At 49.6% G+C, this 15440-nt stretch carries 16 protein-coding genes and 2 riboswitches; of the genes, 14 read left to right on the top strand and 2 right to left on the bottom strand.

Annotated features, from left to right (window positions below):
• The first annotated feature begins 46 nt into the window (after window positions 1-46).
• The 5 genes from CTH_RS09345 to sigE all read left to right on the top strand — a co-directional run bounded on the left by CTH_RS09345 (window position 47) and on the right by sigE (window position 3995).
• Window positions 47-787: a cell division protein FtsQ/DivIB gene (locus tag CTH_RS09345; RefSeq protein WP_159071907.1), complete on the top strand. Its 741-nt coding sequence runs from the start codon at window positions 47-49 to the stop codon at window positions 785-787.
• Between the two features lie 14 nt (window positions 788-801).
• Window positions 802-1131 carry a small basic family protein gene (locus tag CTH_RS09340; RefSeq protein ID WP_078664590.1) on the top strand — a complete coding sequence of 110 codons (330 nt, stop codon included), beginning with the start codon at window positions 802-804 and terminating at the stop codon, window positions 1129-1131.
• An 82-nt stretch (window positions 1132-1213) separates the two neighbouring features.
• Complete coding sequence (gene ftsZ / locus CTH_RS09335; protein ID WP_078664591.1) at window positions 1214-2296, top strand: cell division protein FtsZ; 1083 nt, start codon at window positions 1214-1216, stop codon at window positions 2294-2296.
• 126 nt (window positions 2297-2422) lie between these two features.
• Entirely contained in the window at window positions 2423-3268 is an 846-nt protein-coding gene (locus tag CTH_RS09330) for a sigma-E processing peptidase SpoIIGA (RefSeq protein WP_159071906.1), read from the top strand.
• Window position 3269: 1 nt separating this feature from the next.
• On the top strand, window positions 3270-3995 hold the full coding sequence (gene sigE, locus CTH_RS09325) for an RNA polymerase sporulation sigma factor SigE (protein ID WP_078664593.1): 726 nt from the start codon (window positions 3270-3272) through the stop codon (window positions 3993-3995).
• A gap of 52 nt (window positions 3996-4047) precedes the next feature.
• Here the strand turns inward: sigE and CTH_RS09320 are convergent, their stop codons facing one another.
• Both CTH_RS09320 and CTH_RS09315 read right to left on the bottom strand, forming a co-directional pair.
• Window positions 4048-4569: a hypothetical protein gene (locus CTH_RS09320; RefSeq protein WP_078664594.1), complete on the bottom strand. Its 522-nt coding sequence runs from the start codon at window positions 4567-4569 to the stop codon at window positions 4048-4050.
• A gap of 95 nt (window positions 4570-4664) precedes the next feature.
• Window positions 4665-5495, bottom strand: coding sequence for a C39 family peptidase (locus tag CTH_RS09315; protein WP_078664595.1), 831 nt, complete (start codon window positions 5493-5495; stop codon window positions 4665-4667).
• 189 nt (window positions 5496-5684) lie between these two features.
• On the opposite strand from CTH_RS09315, the gene CTH_RS09310 reads away from it, so the two are divergent.
• The 9 genes from CTH_RS09310 (at window position 5685) to CTH_RS09270 (ending at window position 15436) form a co-directional block, all read left to right on the top strand.
• Window positions 5685-6539: a formate/nitrite transporter family protein gene (locus CTH_RS09310; RefSeq protein WP_078664596.1), complete on the top strand. Its 855-nt coding sequence runs from the start codon at window positions 5685-5687 to the stop codon at window positions 6537-6539.
• Between the two features lie 17 nt (window positions 6540-6556).
• Window positions 6557-7042 (top strand): NADH-quinone oxidoreductase subunit NuoE, encoded by a 486-nt coding sequence (gene nuoE, locus CTH_RS09305; protein ID WP_242952033.1) that lies wholly within the window; start codon window positions 6557-6559, stop codon window positions 7040-7042.
• Complete coding sequence (gene nuoF, locus CTH_RS09300; RefSeq protein WP_107753669.1) at window positions 7039-8685, top strand: NADH-quinone oxidoreductase subunit NuoF; 1647 nt, start codon at window positions 7039-7041, stop codon at window positions 8683-8685. Before nuoE ends, nuoF begins: the two co-directional genes overlap by 4 nt.
• A gap of 12 nt (window positions 8686-8697) precedes the next feature.
• The gene (gene fdhF / locus CTH_RS09295; protein ID WP_107753667.1) at window positions 8698-11382 is read left to right on the top strand and encodes a formate dehydrogenase subunit alpha; all 2685 of its coding nucleotides are present in this window, start codon (window positions 8698-8700) and stop codon (window positions 11380-11382) included.
• 227 nt (window positions 11383-11609) lie between these two features.
• Window positions 11610-12161 (top strand): FmdE family protein, encoded by a 552-nt coding sequence (locus CTH_RS09290; RefSeq protein WP_107753665.1) that lies wholly within the window; start codon window positions 11610-11612, stop codon window positions 12159-12161.
• 302 nt (window positions 12162-12463) lie between these two features.
• A riboswitch (cobalamin riboswitch) is annotated at window positions 12464-12649 on the top strand.
• A gap of 317 nt (window positions 12650-12966) precedes the next feature.
• Window positions 12967-13428, top strand: a complete 462-nt coding sequence (locus CTH_RS09285; RefSeq protein WP_318262667.1) for a DUF3842 family protein — start codon at window positions 12967-12969, stop codon at window positions 13426-13428.
• Window positions 13428-13614, top strand: a riboswitch (cobalamin riboswitch). Its footprint overlaps the gene before it by 1 nt.
• A 133-nt stretch (window positions 13615-13747) precedes the next feature.
• Window positions 13748-14419 carry a DUF2162 domain-containing protein gene (locus CTH_RS09280; protein ID WP_159073852.1) on the top strand — a complete coding sequence of 224 codons (672 nt, stop codon included), beginning with the start codon at window positions 13748-13750 and terminating at the stop codon, window positions 14417-14419.
• A gap of 23 nt (window positions 14420-14442) precedes the next feature.
• Window positions 14443-15129, top strand: coding sequence for a MotA/TolQ/ExbB proton channel family protein (locus CTH_RS09275; RefSeq protein WP_107753663.1), 687 nt, complete (start codon window positions 14443-14445; stop codon window positions 15127-15129).
• Window positions 15080-15436, top strand: a complete 357-nt coding sequence (locus CTH_RS09270; protein WP_107753661.1) for a DUF2149 domain-containing protein — start codon at window positions 15080-15082, stop codon at window positions 15434-15436. The genes CTH_RS09275 and CTH_RS09270 overlap by 50 nt, the downstream gene beginning before the upstream one ends.
• Window positions 15437-15440: the final 4 nt, after the last annotated feature.

Raw genomic sequence — 15440 nt, 5'->3', positions numbered from 1 at the left:
CATTAAAATGCAGTATAATAAAAAAAGAACCGGGGAGGTGAGAGGCTTGCAGCGGAAGGTGGCTCGTTATGGTCGGCCCAGGCGGCGCTGGCGACTGTGGCAGAGTTTGTTTTTTCTGGCTTTGCTGGTGACAGCTTTTTATGTTTTTTTGCAATCATCTTTGTTTAATATTAACAGTATTGTTGTGCAGGGGAATAATGTCCTGGAGCAGGATTCCCTGCGCAAGATGAGTGGGATCAACCCCGGCGAAAATATCTTCAAGGTCAATACCGGGGAAGCGGCGCGTAAACTGGCCATGCACCCCCTGTTAAAGGGAGTGGAGGTAAAACGGGACTTACCCTCCCGGATTATCATTGCCGTCCAGGAACGCCAGGGTCTGGGGCTGGTGCCTTACCAGGGGCGCTTCTGGCTGATCGATGAAGAGGGGGTATTACTGCAGGCAGTGGACTCCCTCCAGGAAAAAAATTTGCCTCTTTTGACCGGTATCCAGCTAAAACAGCCTCACCCGGGACTGAAGCTAAACCAGCCGGGAATCAGCAGTGGCCTGGCGCTGCTCAAGATTTTGCCCCGGGAATTGTACCTCTCAACATCGGAAATCGATGTGCGGGATGAAAACAATCTGAAACTGTATACGGTGGATGGCATTGAAGTACGGCTGGGCGACGGAGAGAGAGGGCAACAGAAGATAAATCTCTTTTTGCAGGTATGGAAAGAGGTCAAAGATAAAAAACTATTGTATGTGGATGTTAGCCATCAGGGCTATCCCACCTATAAGACGGTGGAATAAAGGAGGACAGGAAAATGTGGTTGCCCATCCTGGGTCTGATTATAGGATTAGTGATCGGTTTAAGTTCTCCCCTGGCTTTGCCGGTAACCTATGCCCGTTATCTGTCAGTGGCGGTGCTGGCTGCCCTTGATTCCGTTTTTGGCGGTATCCGCGCAGGCATGGAAGGGAAATTTGATACTAAAATCTTTATCAGTGGATTTTTTACCAATACCCTGATGGCCGGTTTGCTGGCCTACCTGGGGGAAAGGCTGGGGGTTGACCTCTACATGGCGGCAATTTTTGCCTTCGGGGTACGCCTGTTCCAGAACCTGGCCATAATCCGCCGTTATCTCATAAAAAATTAGAAAAAATCCCTATTAAAAAAAAAGGAAAACCGCCTTCCGCGTTGAATCTTATTACAGGGACTTTTTAAGGGAGGTTAGGTAAATGCTGGAATTCGATCTGGACCTGAATCAGTTCTGCAACATAAAAGTAATCGGCGTGGGTGGCGGTGGAAATAACGCTGTTAACCGCATGATAGCCTCCGGCCTCAAAGGTGTGGAGTTTATAGCTGTGAATACGGATGCACAGGCCTTATATCTTTCCCAGGCCAGTCACAAAATCCAGATTGGCGCCAAGCTGACCAAAGGTCTGGGTGCCGGGGCCAATCCCGATATCGGGGAGAGAGCGGCGGAAGAAAGCCGGGATGCCCTGGTGGAAGCCCTTAAGGGAGCAGATATGGTATTTGTTACTGCCGGCATGGGCGGCGGTACCGGTACCGGAGCTGCGCCGGTAGTGGCTGAGGTGGCCAAGGAGCTGGGCGCTCTGACTGTGGGTGTAGTGACCAAGCCTTTCAGCTTTGAGGGCCGCAAGCGCATGACCCAGGCGGAACGGGGGGTGGCCAATCTCAAGGCCCGGGTGGATACCCTGATCACCATCCCCAATGACCGTTTGCTGCAAATCGCTGACAAGAACACTTCCTTCATTGATGCCTTCCGTCTGGCCGATGATGTGCTGCGCCAGGGGGTTCAGGGCATCACCGACGTTATTGCTGTGCCCGGTTTAATCAACCTGGATTTTGCGGATGTGAAAACCATCATGTTCGAAACCGGGTCTGCCCTGATGGGTATCGGCACCGCCACCGGGGAGAAGCGGGCAGCGGAAGCGGCCCGGATGGCTATTTCCAGCCCCTTGCTGGAAACCTCCATTGATGGCGCTAAAGGGGTGCTGATCAATATCACCGGGGACAGCAAGCTGGGCATTCTGGAAGTCTATGAAGCGGCAGAAACCATCACCAATGCCGCTGATCCTGATGCCAATATCATCTTCGGTGCCGTTATCGATGATAACCTCAAGGATGAAGTACGGGTAACCGTTATCGCCACTGGCTTTGATCAGGTTACAGAGCGGGTCAGCCAGGGCAGCAATCCCTTCCAGCGGCCTGGTCAGCAGGACAAGCTTTATGGCCGTACCGTGGCACCCAGTGATGACAATATTGTCATCCCGCCTTTCCTGCGTAACCGCCGCTAAACTTACCAGGATTTCGACAAACTCCTGTCTGTATTAGACAGGAGTTTTCTTTTTTGCCTGCCCGATTTAGACAAATTTCTGACCAGCTTCTGTTGTATAATCAGGATGGAACGGGAGGTGCAGCCGATGGGCACCCTCTACGCTGAGGATATTTTCCTGCTTAACCTCAGTCTTAACTGGTTGATTATCTGGCTGTGTGGACGGCTTTACCGCCCCTATCCGGCTCGCTGGCGGGCCTGGCTGGGGGCGGGGCTGGGGGCCCTGGCCAGTTTAGCTTATGCCTTCTTCAGTCAGTCGCCCTGGCTGGTAGTCCTGGAGAAGTTCGGGCTCTCCCTGCTCATGGTAACGGTGGTCTGGTATCCCTGGTCTTCCTGGCGGCAGTTGCTGGGACAGTTGATCCATTTTTATCTGGTCTCCTTTGCCCTGGGGGGCGGGGTACTGGGCCTGCTTTTCTGGGCAGAAAGGCAGGGGACGGCCTTTACAGACCGTTTGTGGCCGATATTCAGCGCCCTGGCCTGGGCCTTACCCCTGATGGCGGTGCTGGGCTGGCTCTGGGGCCTTTGCCAGCCTTTGCTCACCTTGCGTCAGGCTGCCCGGCGGGCCTATCAGCGGCTGGTACGAGTGGCGGTGGGAGAGCAGGTGGTGGCCTGTCAGGGCTGGCTGGACAGCGGCAATCACCTGGTGGAGCCCTTAAGCGGCTGGCCGGTGCTGGTGGTGGAAAAAGAGGCAGTCAAGCAGCTTTTGCCTGAGCGCCTGGACCAGCCCGGCTGGGAAACCCGCTGGCGCTGGGTGCCTTTTCAGGGCCTGGGGCACCAGCAGGGCCTTTTGCCGGCTTTTAAACCCGACTGGGTGGAAATAGAAAGCGCAGACAGGACGGTGCGCAGTCAGCGTTTGCTGGTAGCGATTTATGAAGGGAGTCTGGGCGAGCACTATCAAGCTTTATTACCAGAGAGAATAGAGGAGGGGATTTAGCGTGAGCTGGTGGCGCAAACTGAAATGGAGATTGTATTTATGGATTTTACCCTGGTTAAAACGCCTGGGCTTGTTGCGGCCCGTCCATTATATTGGCAGCAGCGAAACTCTGCCGCCGCCTTTAGCCCCTGAAGAAGAAGCCTATTTGATTGAACGCCTGGAGGCAGGAGACCAATCCGTCAAGGAGATTTTGATTGAACGCAATTTGCGCCTGGTAGTCTATATTGCCCGCAAGTTTGAAAATACCGGTATCGGAATTGAGGATCTGGTGTCCATTGGCAATATCGGCTTGATCAAGGCGGTCAATACCTTTGTGCCGGAAAAGAAAATCAAGCTGGCTACCTATGCTTCCCGCTGCATTGAAAACGAAATCCTGATGTATCTGCGCCGCAACAATAAAACCCGGATTGAGGTTTCCTTTGATGAACCCCTGAATGTGGACTGGGATGGCAATGAATTATTGCTTTCCGATGTGCTGGGTACGGAAAATGACAGTATTTATAAGCAGCTGGAAGATGAGGTGGACCGCCGCCTCTTGCAGCTGGCTCTGGAGAAGCTCAGCGGACGGGAGCGCAAAATCATGGAACTGCGTTTTGGTCTGGAAAACGGGCGGGAAATGACCCAGAAGGAAGTGGCTGATCTGCTGGGGATATCCCAGTCCTACATTTCCCGGCTGGAAAAGAAGATTATCAAGAAGATGAAACGGGAAATTTGCCGGATGGAGTGACAGAGAAATTTATCTATGAGAGATGACCTTCCTGCTCAGGCGGGAGGGTTTTTTATTGCCGGGGTAGCCATCTGACCATCCATCTGCCGTTAACTCTAACGCAGCTCCAGGGTTCATTCACTTCTTTGACAATCCGTCCATCGCTAAACTTATCAGTATAAGTAACATAAACAATGGCATGATTACCTGAAAGAACTTCAAAATTTCCCACTTGAAATTCAAGCAATTTTACATAGTTAACTCTATCCATGGACTGTTTAAATTCAGTATACGACATATCATCCGGCACCTGATAAACTTTGTACATAGCTTTCCAGTCTCTACGTTTAGCGGCTTGCAAATACTGCAGGACTACATCTCGAGGGGTTTTGCCATCAATATCAACAGTTGCCAGGGTGATAATATCTTCTTTGGCTTTTTTCAATTCATCCTGTAAAATCCGGACCTGTTCTTCGAGATAGGTTATATCTGATTTGAGCTGGTTAATTTCCCTGTCAGGTTTTGTGGACTGAGGGTTTTGCTGGCAACCGGAAATCATGGTTAATAACAGGAGAAAAAGGAATAATCTTTTCATTGTTCTATCCTCTCCTCATCCATATATAAAAAAATGAATTACACACGGCAATAGATTTTGCTAATTGCCGTGTGTACGAACTTGTCTATCTTCAATTAATAACAAACATTATAATACTGGCTTCCACTGTCAAAATATCCTATTGCCGCATTATATAGGTCATTGAAAGTTACTGTATGATAGCCGGTATAACTGGAGTTAGGATTGGGATCAACGATTCTTACAGTTGAAATGCTTTTTACCGGCTGTCCGGTGCCATCATCGATATATTTGGTCAGAGCATCTACAACAACATAATGTTGTGAAACATGGCCGTTATAATATGGCAGATATTTTGTTTGTACCAATAACAGTACGGGTTGCTTTGCGTTAAAGATGTTGTAGTCTATTATATTCCAAAGGGTATCGTAAGCACCGCTACTGCTGTCAATTCTTTTTACTGTCCAGCTGTGGATGGAACTCAGATAGTTATTAAGAACATTTCTTATATTTACAGTGTTTGAGCCGTTATCATTTGTACCTATTTGATCTGCTAGTGTTTGCTGTTTTTGATATTCAGTACTACCTGATACACTGCTATATTTACCATTATAATCAATAATCTGTAAGGCTGAAGCAGGGCCACACCAGGTACTGTAAAGTTGTTTATGATAAGGGACATTTAAAATTTTTGAAACTGGATATGTCCATTGAGGAGTAATGCTGGTTTGGGCTTTTAAATTTTTGGCTTGCTGTTCAATATATTTAAGTACCTGTTGATACTTTTTGGCTTCTTCTTTATTTAGCTGTTCGATTTGGGCAGGTGTTAACGAATCTGCCTGATTGTTAATCATAGTTTCATCAACGATTTGTGATTCAGCAAGAACAGGTATACTAAATCCAAACGTTAAAATTGCTAATAAACAAAGGATAAATATTTTTTTCACATATTTATCCCCCTTTCACTGTTTTTCAGGGCGCCCTAAGCAAATTATAGATTACCAGGAAAAAAAATCAACCAATACTTTCCGCCAAATTTCGCTTAGTTTCCCGATATTCTGACACTTTACTTCACTAATACAACAGACCAAAATCAGACAAACTAAGCGAGAACAAAGAACGAGAGGAGGGAGTTCATGGCTGACCATCCCAAATTGAGTGTGGATATCCTCACCCCTGATGCGGTTACCGAGAAGGCGGAGAGTATCGGGGTGAAAAAAGCCAAAAACAGCCTGCGCAGTACGGTGATGCTGGGGATTCTGGCCGGAGCCTTTATCGCTCTGGCCGGGGAATTTTATACCATGGCGGTGTTTCAGGCGGAAACAGGATATAGTATTTCCCGGTTACTGGGCGGTCTGGCCTTTTCCCTGGGCCTGATTCTGGTGGTGATCACGGGAGCGGAGCTGTTCACCGGTAATACCCTCCTGGTCATCGCCTATATGACCCGCAAAATCACCCTCAGGGACCTGTTGCGCAACTGGGTGCTGGTCTATATCGGCAATTTCATCGGTGCCTTTGGGGTAGCTCTGCTGGTATATTATTCCCAGCAATATGCGGTGAAGGACCATTTCTTTGCGGTGGAGTCCCTGAAAATCGCCTTTGGCAAGCTGAAATATGATTTTCTCACCCAGGTGATCCGGGGTACCCTGGCCAATATGCTGGTGGTTCTGGCCGTCTGGTTGACCTATGCGGGCCGCACCCTGTCCGACAAACTGCTGGCCATCATCTTTCCCATTACCGCCTTTGTCGCCTCCGGCTTTGAACACAGTATCGCCAATATGTATTTCCTGCCTTTTGCCTGGCTGGTCAAACATGTACCGGCGGTACAATCTGCCTGGCAGGTGGCCGGGGCCCCGGGGGACCTGGCCAGCTTGACCTGGGCAACGATGTTCTGGAAGAACATTATTCCTGTTACCATTGGGAATATTATTGGCGGAGCCGTTTTTGTCGGACTGGCCTACTGGTTTGTTTATCTGTACAAGCGAGTATAGTCGAGGAGGGAGCGAGTTTGGCAATACCGATCCCACAGGAAGACATCTCCAGGCTGATCGAAAAGTACCGGGGCAGTGATGGGGGGCTAATCCCCCTTTTGCAGGAAGCTCAGGATCAGGTGGGGTATTTGCCCCGGGAGGTGCTGGAACAAATCGCAACCGGGCTGGGCCTGTCCCTGGCCAAGGTGCTGGGGGTAGCGACCTTTTACTCTCAGTTTCATCTGGAACCCCGGGGCAAAAATATCATTCGCATTTGTATGGGCACGGCCTGCCATGTGCGGGGGGCGCCGGCGGTGCTGGCGGCCCTGGAAAAGGAGCTGGGCATTAAACCGGGAGAAACCACGCCGGATTTGCAATTCACCCTGGAGTCAGTGGCCTGTATTGGGGCCTGTGGCCTGGCCCCGGTTATCACTGTCAATGATGATACCCACGGTAAGATGACTCCGGAAAAAGTAACGGAAGTGCTGGCCCAATACCGGCAACAGGAGGGAATGGAGCAGTGAAGAAAACCATTTTGATCTGTGGCGGAACGGGATGCGTTTCCTCCCGTTCCCGGCTGCTGTTTGCGGCTCTGAAACGGGAACTCATCGCCCGGGGGCTGGCGGATAAGTTTCAGTTGAAATTCACGGGCTGTCACGGCTTTTGCGAACAGGGCCCCCTGGTTTTAATCGAACCCGATGATATTTTCTATTGCCAGGTCAAGCCCCAGCAGGCGCCAGACTTAGCAGCTGCCCTGCAGGCAGGGCGGGTGGCTGAAGAGTTGCTTTATACCGTACCGGAAACGGGAGAGAAGGTTAAAACCCGCCATGAGGTACCTTTTTACCAGAAACAGCAACGATTGGTATTGGCCCGCTGTGGGCTGATCGATCCGGAAAATATCGAAGATTATCTGGCCAGTGGGGGTTACCAGGCTCTGGCTAAAGCTCTTACTATGGCCCCCGAAGAGGTAATTGCCGAAATCAAAGCTTCTGGCCTCAGAGGCCGGGGTGGGGGCGGTTTTCCTACCGGAACCAAGTGGGAGATTACCCGGAATGCTCCTGGCACCAAAAAATATGTGGTTTGCAATGCTGATGAAGGAGACCCAGGGGCCTTTATGGACCGCAGCATCTGTGAAGGGGACCCTCATGCTGTTATTGAAGGCATGTTGATTGCCGGTTATGCCATTGGGGCTGACGAGGGGTACATATATATCCGGGCCGAATATCCCCTGGCTGTCAAACGTTTGGGGATTGCCCTGCAACAGGCTGAAGCTAAAGGTTATCTGGGGGAAAATATCCTGGGCAAAGGTTTCAATTTCCGCATTAAAATCAAACAGGGTGCCGGTGCCTTTGTTTGCGGGGAAGAAACAGCCCTGATTGAATCCATCCAGGGCAATCGGGGCATGCCCCGGCCCCGTCCGCCCTTTCCCGCCGTGAGCGGTCTCTGGGGCAAACCCACCAATGTCAATAATGTGGAGACATTTGCCAATGTCCCCTTGATTATCAACCAGGGAGCGGCCCGCTATGCTGCCATTGGCACAGAAAAAAGCAAGGGCACCAAAGTTTTTGCCCTCACCGGCAAGGTTAACAATACTGGTCTGGTGGAGGTGCCCATGGGCATTACCCTGCGGGAAATCATCTTCGATATTGGTGGTGGCATCCGCGGTGGCAAGAAATTCAAAGCCGTACAAATCGGAGGGCCTTCCGGCGGATGTCTGACCGAAGAACATCTGAACCTGCCTATTGATTATGATTCTTTACTGGCGGCCGGGGCGATGATGGGCTCCGGCGGTCTGGTAGTGATGGATGAAACCACCTGCATGGTGGAACTGGCCCGTTTCTTCCTGTCTTTTACCCGCATGGAATCATGTGGAAAATGCACTCCCTGCCGGGAAGGGACCACCCGTTTGCTGGAAATCCTGCAGCGACTGGTGGAAGGCAAAGGACAGGAAGGGGATCTGGAGCGGATCGAAAGCTTAAGCCGCAACATTATCGATTCTTCCCTTTGCGGTTTGGGACAATCGGCGCCCAATCCCGTTCTCAGCACTCTCCGCTATTTCCGGGAGGAATATGAACTGCATGTGCGCCGGCAGGATTGTCCGGCCGGAGTCTGTAAGCCCCTGGTGCGCATGCGGCAACGGGCCGCCAAATTACAGGCCCAGGCTTAAGGAGGTGAAGCCATGAATCAGATACGTCTGAAAATCAATGGCCAGGAATATACGGTACCGAAAGAATGGACCATACTCAAGGCAGCCCAGAACAATGGCATTTTTATCCCCACTCTCTGCTATGAAGAGGGGTTGCCTATTTTCGGCGGTTGCCGCCTTTGTGTGGTGGAAGTAAAAGGGGCCCGCAAACTGCTGGCCGCCTGCGCCACTCCGGTAGAAGAAGGGATGGAAATTCAAACCGAATCGGAGCGGGTAGTAGAGGCGCGCCGGGAAATTCTGCGCCTGCTCATTGCCAACCATGATTTGCGCTGTCTGACCTGTCCCCGCAATGGTGACTGCCGTTTGCAGGATTACTGTTATCGCTATCAGGTGGAGGATACTCCCTATAAGGACGGGGAAAAACAGGTCTTTCCTATTGATGACACCAATCCCTTTTTCATCCGAGATTATGGTCGCTGTATTAAATGCGGCAAATGCGTTGCCATCTGCGCTGAGGTCAATGGTGCCCATGTCTATGATTTCATGGGCCGGGGCATTCAGACCAAGGTTACATCTGCCTATGATGACCCATTACAGGAAACCACCTGCACTGCCTGTGGCATGTGTGTCAACGTTTGCCCCGTAGCGGCTCTGGTGGAAAAATCCTCCCTCTGGCAGGGTCGTCACTGGGAAATCCGCAAAGTTCAGACTACCTGTTCCTATTGTGGAGTCGGTTGCCAGTTATTTTTGAAAGTCAGGGATAACCGGATTGTGGGAGTAACAGGGGACAAAGCCGGGCCCAACCAGGGCCATCTCTGCGCTAAAGGCCAGTTTGGCTGGGATTATGTCCACTCACCAGACCGCCTGACGCGGCCTTTGCTGCGCAAAAACGGGGAACTGGTACCGGTAAGCTGGGAGGAAGCCCTGGACTTTGCTGCCAGTCGCCTGCGGGACATTTTGCAGCGGCGGGGCGGCCAGGCTATCGCCGGGCTGGCTTCAGCTAAATGTACCAATGAGGAAAATTACCTTTTCCAGAAACTGATGCGCACGGCGCTGAATACCAATCACATCGACCATTGCGCCCGCCTTTGACACAGCTCTACCGTTGCCGGTCTGGCAACAGCATTTGGCAGTGGCGCTATGACCAACTCCATACATGACTTACTGGAAACCCAGGTTATGCTTTTGATCGGGGCCAACACCACTGAGGCCCATCCCGTTACCGGTTACCGCATCAAGCAAGCAGTGAAGCGAGGGGCCAAATTGATTGTGGCCGACCCGCGGCGCATCGAGCTGGTCCGCTATGCTGACCTCTGGCTCAGACACCGGCCCGGTACGGATATCGCCCTGCTTAACGGCCTGGCGCATGTAATATTGCAGGAAAACCTCTGGGATCAGGCCTTTGTAGCTGAGCGCAGTGAAGGCTTTGAGGAATTCCGGCGCAAAGTGGAGGAATATCCGCTGGAACGGGTAGAGAAAATCACCGGCGTGCCGGCGGAACAAATCCGGGCTGCTGCCCGCCTTTATGGCCAGGCGGAACGGGCCTGCATCATCTATGCCATGGGCATCACCCAGCATACTTCCGGTACCCAGAATGTACTGGCTGTCGCCAACCTGGCCATCCTCACCGGCAATGTGGGCCGGCCCGGCACCGGGGTTTATCCCTTGCGGGGGCAAAACAATGTTCAGGGTGCCTGCGACATGGGGGCCCTGCCCAACTACTATCCCGGTTACCAGCTGGTGGAAGCGGAGGGAAACCGGCAGAAGTTTGAAACCATCTGGCGCACTGAGCTGCCGTCTACTCCGGGCCTGACCCTGACAGAGATGATGAATGCCGCTGCAAGGGGCGAGATTGCAGCCATGTATATCATGGGTGAGAACCCCATGCTGGCTGACCCAGATGTCAACCATGTACGCAAGGCCATGGAAAACCTGGAGTTTTTGCTGGTGCAGGATATTTTCCTGACGGAAACGGCCCGGCTGGCCCATGTGGTTTTGCCTGCCGTAACTTTTGCTGAAAAAGATGGCACCTTCACCAATACCGAACGGCGCATTCAGCGGGTGCGCCAGGCCATCACTCCTCCCGGGGAAGCCCGGCCGGACTGGCAGATTATCCTGGAGCTGGCCCGGCGGCTGGGCCATGACTGGCATTATCCCAGGGGCCCGGAGCAGATTATGGAGGAAATCGCCCTGGTCAATCCCCTCTATGGCGGTATCACCTATGCCCGTCTGGAGAAAGGTGGCATCCAGTGGCCCTGTCCTACTCCCGGCCATCCCGGCACTCCTTACTTGCATGCGGAAAAATTCGCCCGCGGCAAAGGCCGCTTCCATGCCGTTGAGCATATTCCGGCCGCAGAGGAACCCGATGCTGAGTATCCGCTTCTGCTCAATACCGGCCGCAATCTCTACCAGTTCCATACCGGTTCCATGACCCGGCGCACCCGGCTGGATCTGATCCGGCCTGAGGAGCTGATGCAGATTCATCCACAGGATGCAGACCGTTTTGGCATCAAGGATGGAGACCGGGTGGAAGTGACTTCCCGGCGCGGTAGGGTGGAAACCCGGGTGCAGGTAACCGATCTGGTGCCACCGGGCATGGTATTTCTCACTTTCCACTATCAGGAGACGCCAACCAATGTCCTGACCAATGCAGCTTTTGATCCGGTCTGCAAGATTCCGGAGTTGAAAATCAGTGCGGTGAAGATAAGGAAATTGTAAGGCTCATAAACAACAGGTTCATCTGAGTCTGATCGCCACCGGAAGCTATAATCTGGTCGGCGTATTTTTTTAATCGCACTCACAGCAAAGGCAAAGAGACCGCCGATGGCCGAAATGGTGCCGAAAATAATGGACATAATGCCGACAAAACCTGCCCACCTATCCATCTTATTGCTAAATTTTAGCTACAGGTATATAATTTTTCTACAGAATGGAGGGAAGCTGTTATGGACAGAACGAGAACGCCCTGGGAAAGATGTGTAGAGTTTCACGGCCATGAATGTCCTGGCCTGGCAGTGGGCTACCGGGTAGCGCAAATCGCCCTTAAAGAGCTGGGGGTAGAGCGAGCTCAGGATGAGGAGCTGGTAGCGATTGTGGAAAATGATGCCTGTGGGGTGGATGCTATTCAGGTATTAACGGGCTGTACTCTGGGTAAAGGAAATTTGCTTTACCGGGATTATGGCAAACAGGTGTATACAATAGGGAATAGGAAAAACAGGGAAGCAATCAGAATAGTGGTAAAGAGCGTCGGCTGGCGTCAGGAACTGGAAAAGCTGGGGCTTAACCGGGAGGGAAGAATCCGGTTTATACTGGAGCTACAGGAAGATGATTTTTGTACTGTGCAAAAAATTCCACTGGAATTTCCGGAGCGGGCCCGAATCTATAAGTCCTGGACCTGTGCGGAGTGCGGGGAATCAGTGATGGAAGCCCGACTCAGGGTAAAAGATGGTCAGTTTGTCTGCATTCCCTGTGCCGGGGAGTATAATCGTGGCTGGTAAATTTGCAATACATGACAGGGAGAGAGCAAAAATTTGCCCTCCCTGTTAATATTAGAAGGTGTTTGGCTTCATCATATTCATTGAAGCAGCACCGGCAAAGATTCCGAATAAAAAAGCGAGACCAATCATGACCAAATGATCAGCGTATTTTTTGGCCTCCCGCAGTTTCAAACCCAGTATAACACTGATTATTCCCGGGATAGCACCGACAATGAAAGCAAAAAGTCCGCCAATGGCTGAAATGACCCCGGATGGTTACAATTAGGCTTGCAATTCAGAAAAATTGGTGTTATGCTAATATTAAATGAATAGCAGGAATGAGTGGTTCCGTTTTTAACGGAACTGAAAAGGGAAGTCAGTGCGAATCTGACGCGGTCCCGCCACTGTGAAAGGGAGCGACCTCAACCTAGCCACTGGGTACAAAGCCCGGGAAGGCAGAGGGAGCGATGATCTTAAGCCAGGAGACCTGCTCATTCCGTTGGTGACCTGCACCTGCGCGGACAGGTAGAGGGGGAGTAAGGCATTTTTTCTGGCCATAAGTCCTCTGCTGTTCCGGCAGAGGGCTTTTAATTTTGCTATCCCATTATCGTCTACCCAGGCGATATAATATAAATTATGGCGGAGCAATCCGCCTCCTTTTTTTATTAAATAATTATAGAATAGTCTTGCAAATTTTTAACTAATATTCTATAATTCTAAATGGAAGGATGATACCATGAAGGTATCAAAGTTTTTACCGGTTTTTCATACGGATAAGGAATTAGGACCACGGAGGTCTACCTGCTTTATTTAAGGTAGTCTTCCTGTGGCCTTTTTTATTTTTCAAGGGGGGTGTTGTTCTATAACCCGGATTAAGCGAATTGCGGTTCTGGATGGGCAAGGGGGAGGAATTGGCAAGGTTATAACAGAGAAAATCAGAAAGGAATTTAAGGATTCTTTAGAGATCTGGGTTTTTGGCACAAATGCGGAAGCAACAGCTCAGATGTTAAAAGCTGGTGCCGATGATGGAGCAACTGGTGAGAATGCTATTGTAATGAATATGGATAAAGTTGATTTGATAATTACTTCCCTTAGTTTGCTAATACCCAGTGCTTTAATGGGAGAAGTGACTCCAAAGATAGCAGAGGCTGTGGCTTCTGCTAGAGCACGCAAACTGGTTTTGCCTTTACTGAGAAGCAATATTCAACTGGTAGGAATCAAACATGAACCGTTACCTCATTTAATCGCTGATGTGATTACCTGGTTAAAGGAAAATAATCAAAATTAAATATTGTACAGGGAACAGGTGCTTTGCCAGGAAGGCAAAGCTTAAAAGGGAAACCGGTGTAAATCCGGTGCGGTCCCGCCACTGTAACGGGGAGAAGTTTCACAAAATGCCACTGGTAGGAAACCGGGAAGGCGTGGAACTTTGAGGAACCGAAGCCAGGAGACCTGCCTGTTCTCCTAATATATTCTTACCTACGAGAGATAGGGAAGAAATAAATATCCGGGACTATTATGCCTGGATGTTATTGCTTTGCCCTGACTTGTCTTGTAGGTCAGGGCTTTTGTTATATGCAAATCTATCGACAGGAGGTGATTGGAAGATGCTGCTTGCTAAAGGGCTGTGGCTAGCTCTTTTGTTTCTCAGTGTTAAAACAGGCATTATTTTGGGAACATCCTGGCTGAGTTATGGATATCTGGCTTTGCTTGCAGCCTGTTTTGGTGGCGGTCTTTTCTTATTAGTGCATATTTTTGCTGCTCATCAGCTAGTGTTAGCTCATTTTTTGGACCAATATACCTTTGTAGGAGCGCTTATGGCCGGAATCCTCTTAATTTATCTTGGTTTGGATAGTGAGCTGGAAACTCAAAGAAGGCGGTTCAGGTACTTGTGGGCTTTTCTGCCCTGTCCGGCCTGCATGGCCGCTCTTGCTTTTACGGTTATAGCTATAGTTCCGGTTTTGGGTATTAGTGCTGTAGTTTTGGGTCAAAAAGTTGCCTTGTCGTTTAGTGTCCTCACTTTTTTATCTGCCCTTGGAGTCAGAAAAATTGTCAGTCGAGCTCAATATCGTCTTCTGGTTGTTTTTAACCAGTTATTATTCTTTTCAGGCTTAATTACCCTGGCATTTGCCTTTGTTATTCCTAATTTTGTTCAGGCAATGACCATGGCGATGAGTCCAATTAAAGTTCCTTCACCACAATTGTTATTGATTGCCGTATTGATTTTTGTCGGTTTTAGCTGGGTTGGATACTGGCAATATCAGAATTCTAGAAAATAATGATAAGGAAGGTGTTTTAGGTTATGGCTATTCCCGGTTCGGAATATTTAAGTAGGATTTTACATGTTCTTTCCCAGAGTTTTTTAATACCCTGCATCATCGCCCTAATTGTTATTTTAGTTATGGCTTTTATGGAGTTGGGCAGTTTCACCGCTGAGGTAAGGGAGCGCAAAAACAGTCGAAAAGTTAATTTTTTGGAAGTATTACAGAACAAAGTAAATATCAATTATTGGATGAAACAATCTATACAACAATTCATTAAAGATAGTCAGTTTCCACCTCATCTACAACAAGTTTTTGAAAAGTTAATCAGCAATCAGCTTGTTTATGAATCAAAACAACTGTTAGCCAGAGAATTGCTGGACACTCAGGAAAATAAATTTCTGAAAACTCTAGAAAAAACAGATTTAATTGCTAAATTAGGACCTATTTTAGGATTAATGGGCACCTTGATACCTTTAGGACCAGGGCTGGCTGCTTTAGGTGAAGGGAATCTTAATGATTTAGCTCAAGCGGTAATTGTAGCCTTTGATACCACTGTTGTAGGTATTGCCGCAGGGGGAATAGCTTTTATGATTTCTAAAATCAGGAGAAGGTGGTATGAAAAGGATTTGAACGATTTAGAACTGTTTTTGGATTATTGTTTGGGAGGTGAGGAAGATGAGAAGGAAGAGAACAAGAATTTCACGGCTTTCGGAAGAAGACATTGATCCTATGGGCGGAGTAGCCAATCTTCTGGATGTAATGTTGGTTTTTGCCTGCGGTTTAATGGTGGCCCTGGTCCTTTCCTGGAATTTACAAAATGTGCTTTTTAGCAAGGCATCCCCGCAAGAGAGACAGAAAATGCTTCAGGCCATCCAACGAATAGTGAACGTAAAACAGGGTCAGGAGTTAAAAGATTTACCGCAAATTCAGAACGGGGGAGGTTCTGGCTACCAGGAAATGGGTACTGTCTATCGGGATCCGAAAACCGGTAAATTGATTATGATTGAGAGTGAATCAGATGGGGGGGAATAAAAAT

The organism is Carboxydocella thermautotrophica, assembly GCA_003054495.1.
Lineage (GTDB): Bacteria > Bacillota.
The sequence above is the reverse complement of the archived record's forward strand: the minus strand, read 5'-3'. Positions and strand labels throughout refer to the sequence as shown.

What these genes read in the sequence shown, in the direction of transcription:
- CTH_RS09340 (WP_078664590.1), top strand. Translation starts at nt 802, where the DNA reads ATGTGGTTGCCCATCCTGGGTCTGATTATAGGATTAGTGATCGGTTTA.
- ftsZ (WP_078664591.1), top strand. Translation starts at nt 1,214, where the DNA reads ATGCTGGAATTCGATCTGGACCTGAATCAGTTCTGCAACATAAAAGTA.
- CTH_RS09330 (WP_159071906.1), top strand. Translation starts at nt 2,423, where the DNA reads ATGGGCACCCTCTACGCTGAGGATATTTTCCTGCTTAACCTCAGTCTT.
- CTH_RS09320 (WP_078664594.1), bottom strand. Translation starts at nt 4,569, where the DNA reads ATGAAAAGATTATTCCTTTTTCTCCTGTTATTAACCATGATTTCCGGT.
- CTH_RS09310 (WP_078664596.1), top strand. Translation starts at nt 5,685, where the DNA reads ATGGCTGACCATCCCAAATTGAGTGTGGATATCCTCACCCCTGATGCG.
- CTH_RS09290 (WP_107753665.1), top strand. Translation starts at nt 11,610, where the DNA reads ATGGACAGAACGAGAACGCCCTGGGAAAGATGTGTAGAGTTTCACGGC.
- CTH_RS09280 (WP_159073852.1), top strand. Translation starts at nt 13,748, where the DNA reads ATGCTGCTTGCTAAAGGGCTGTGGCTAGCTCTTTTGTTTCTCAGTGTT.
- CTH_RS09275 (WP_107753663.1), top strand. Translation starts at nt 14,443, where the DNA reads ATGGCTATTCCCGGTTCGGAATATTTAAGTAGGATTTTACATGTTCTT.
- CTH_RS09270 (WP_107753661.1), top strand. Translation starts at nt 15,080, where the DNA reads ATGAGAAGGAAGAGAACAAGAATTTCACGGCTTTCGGAAGAAGACATT.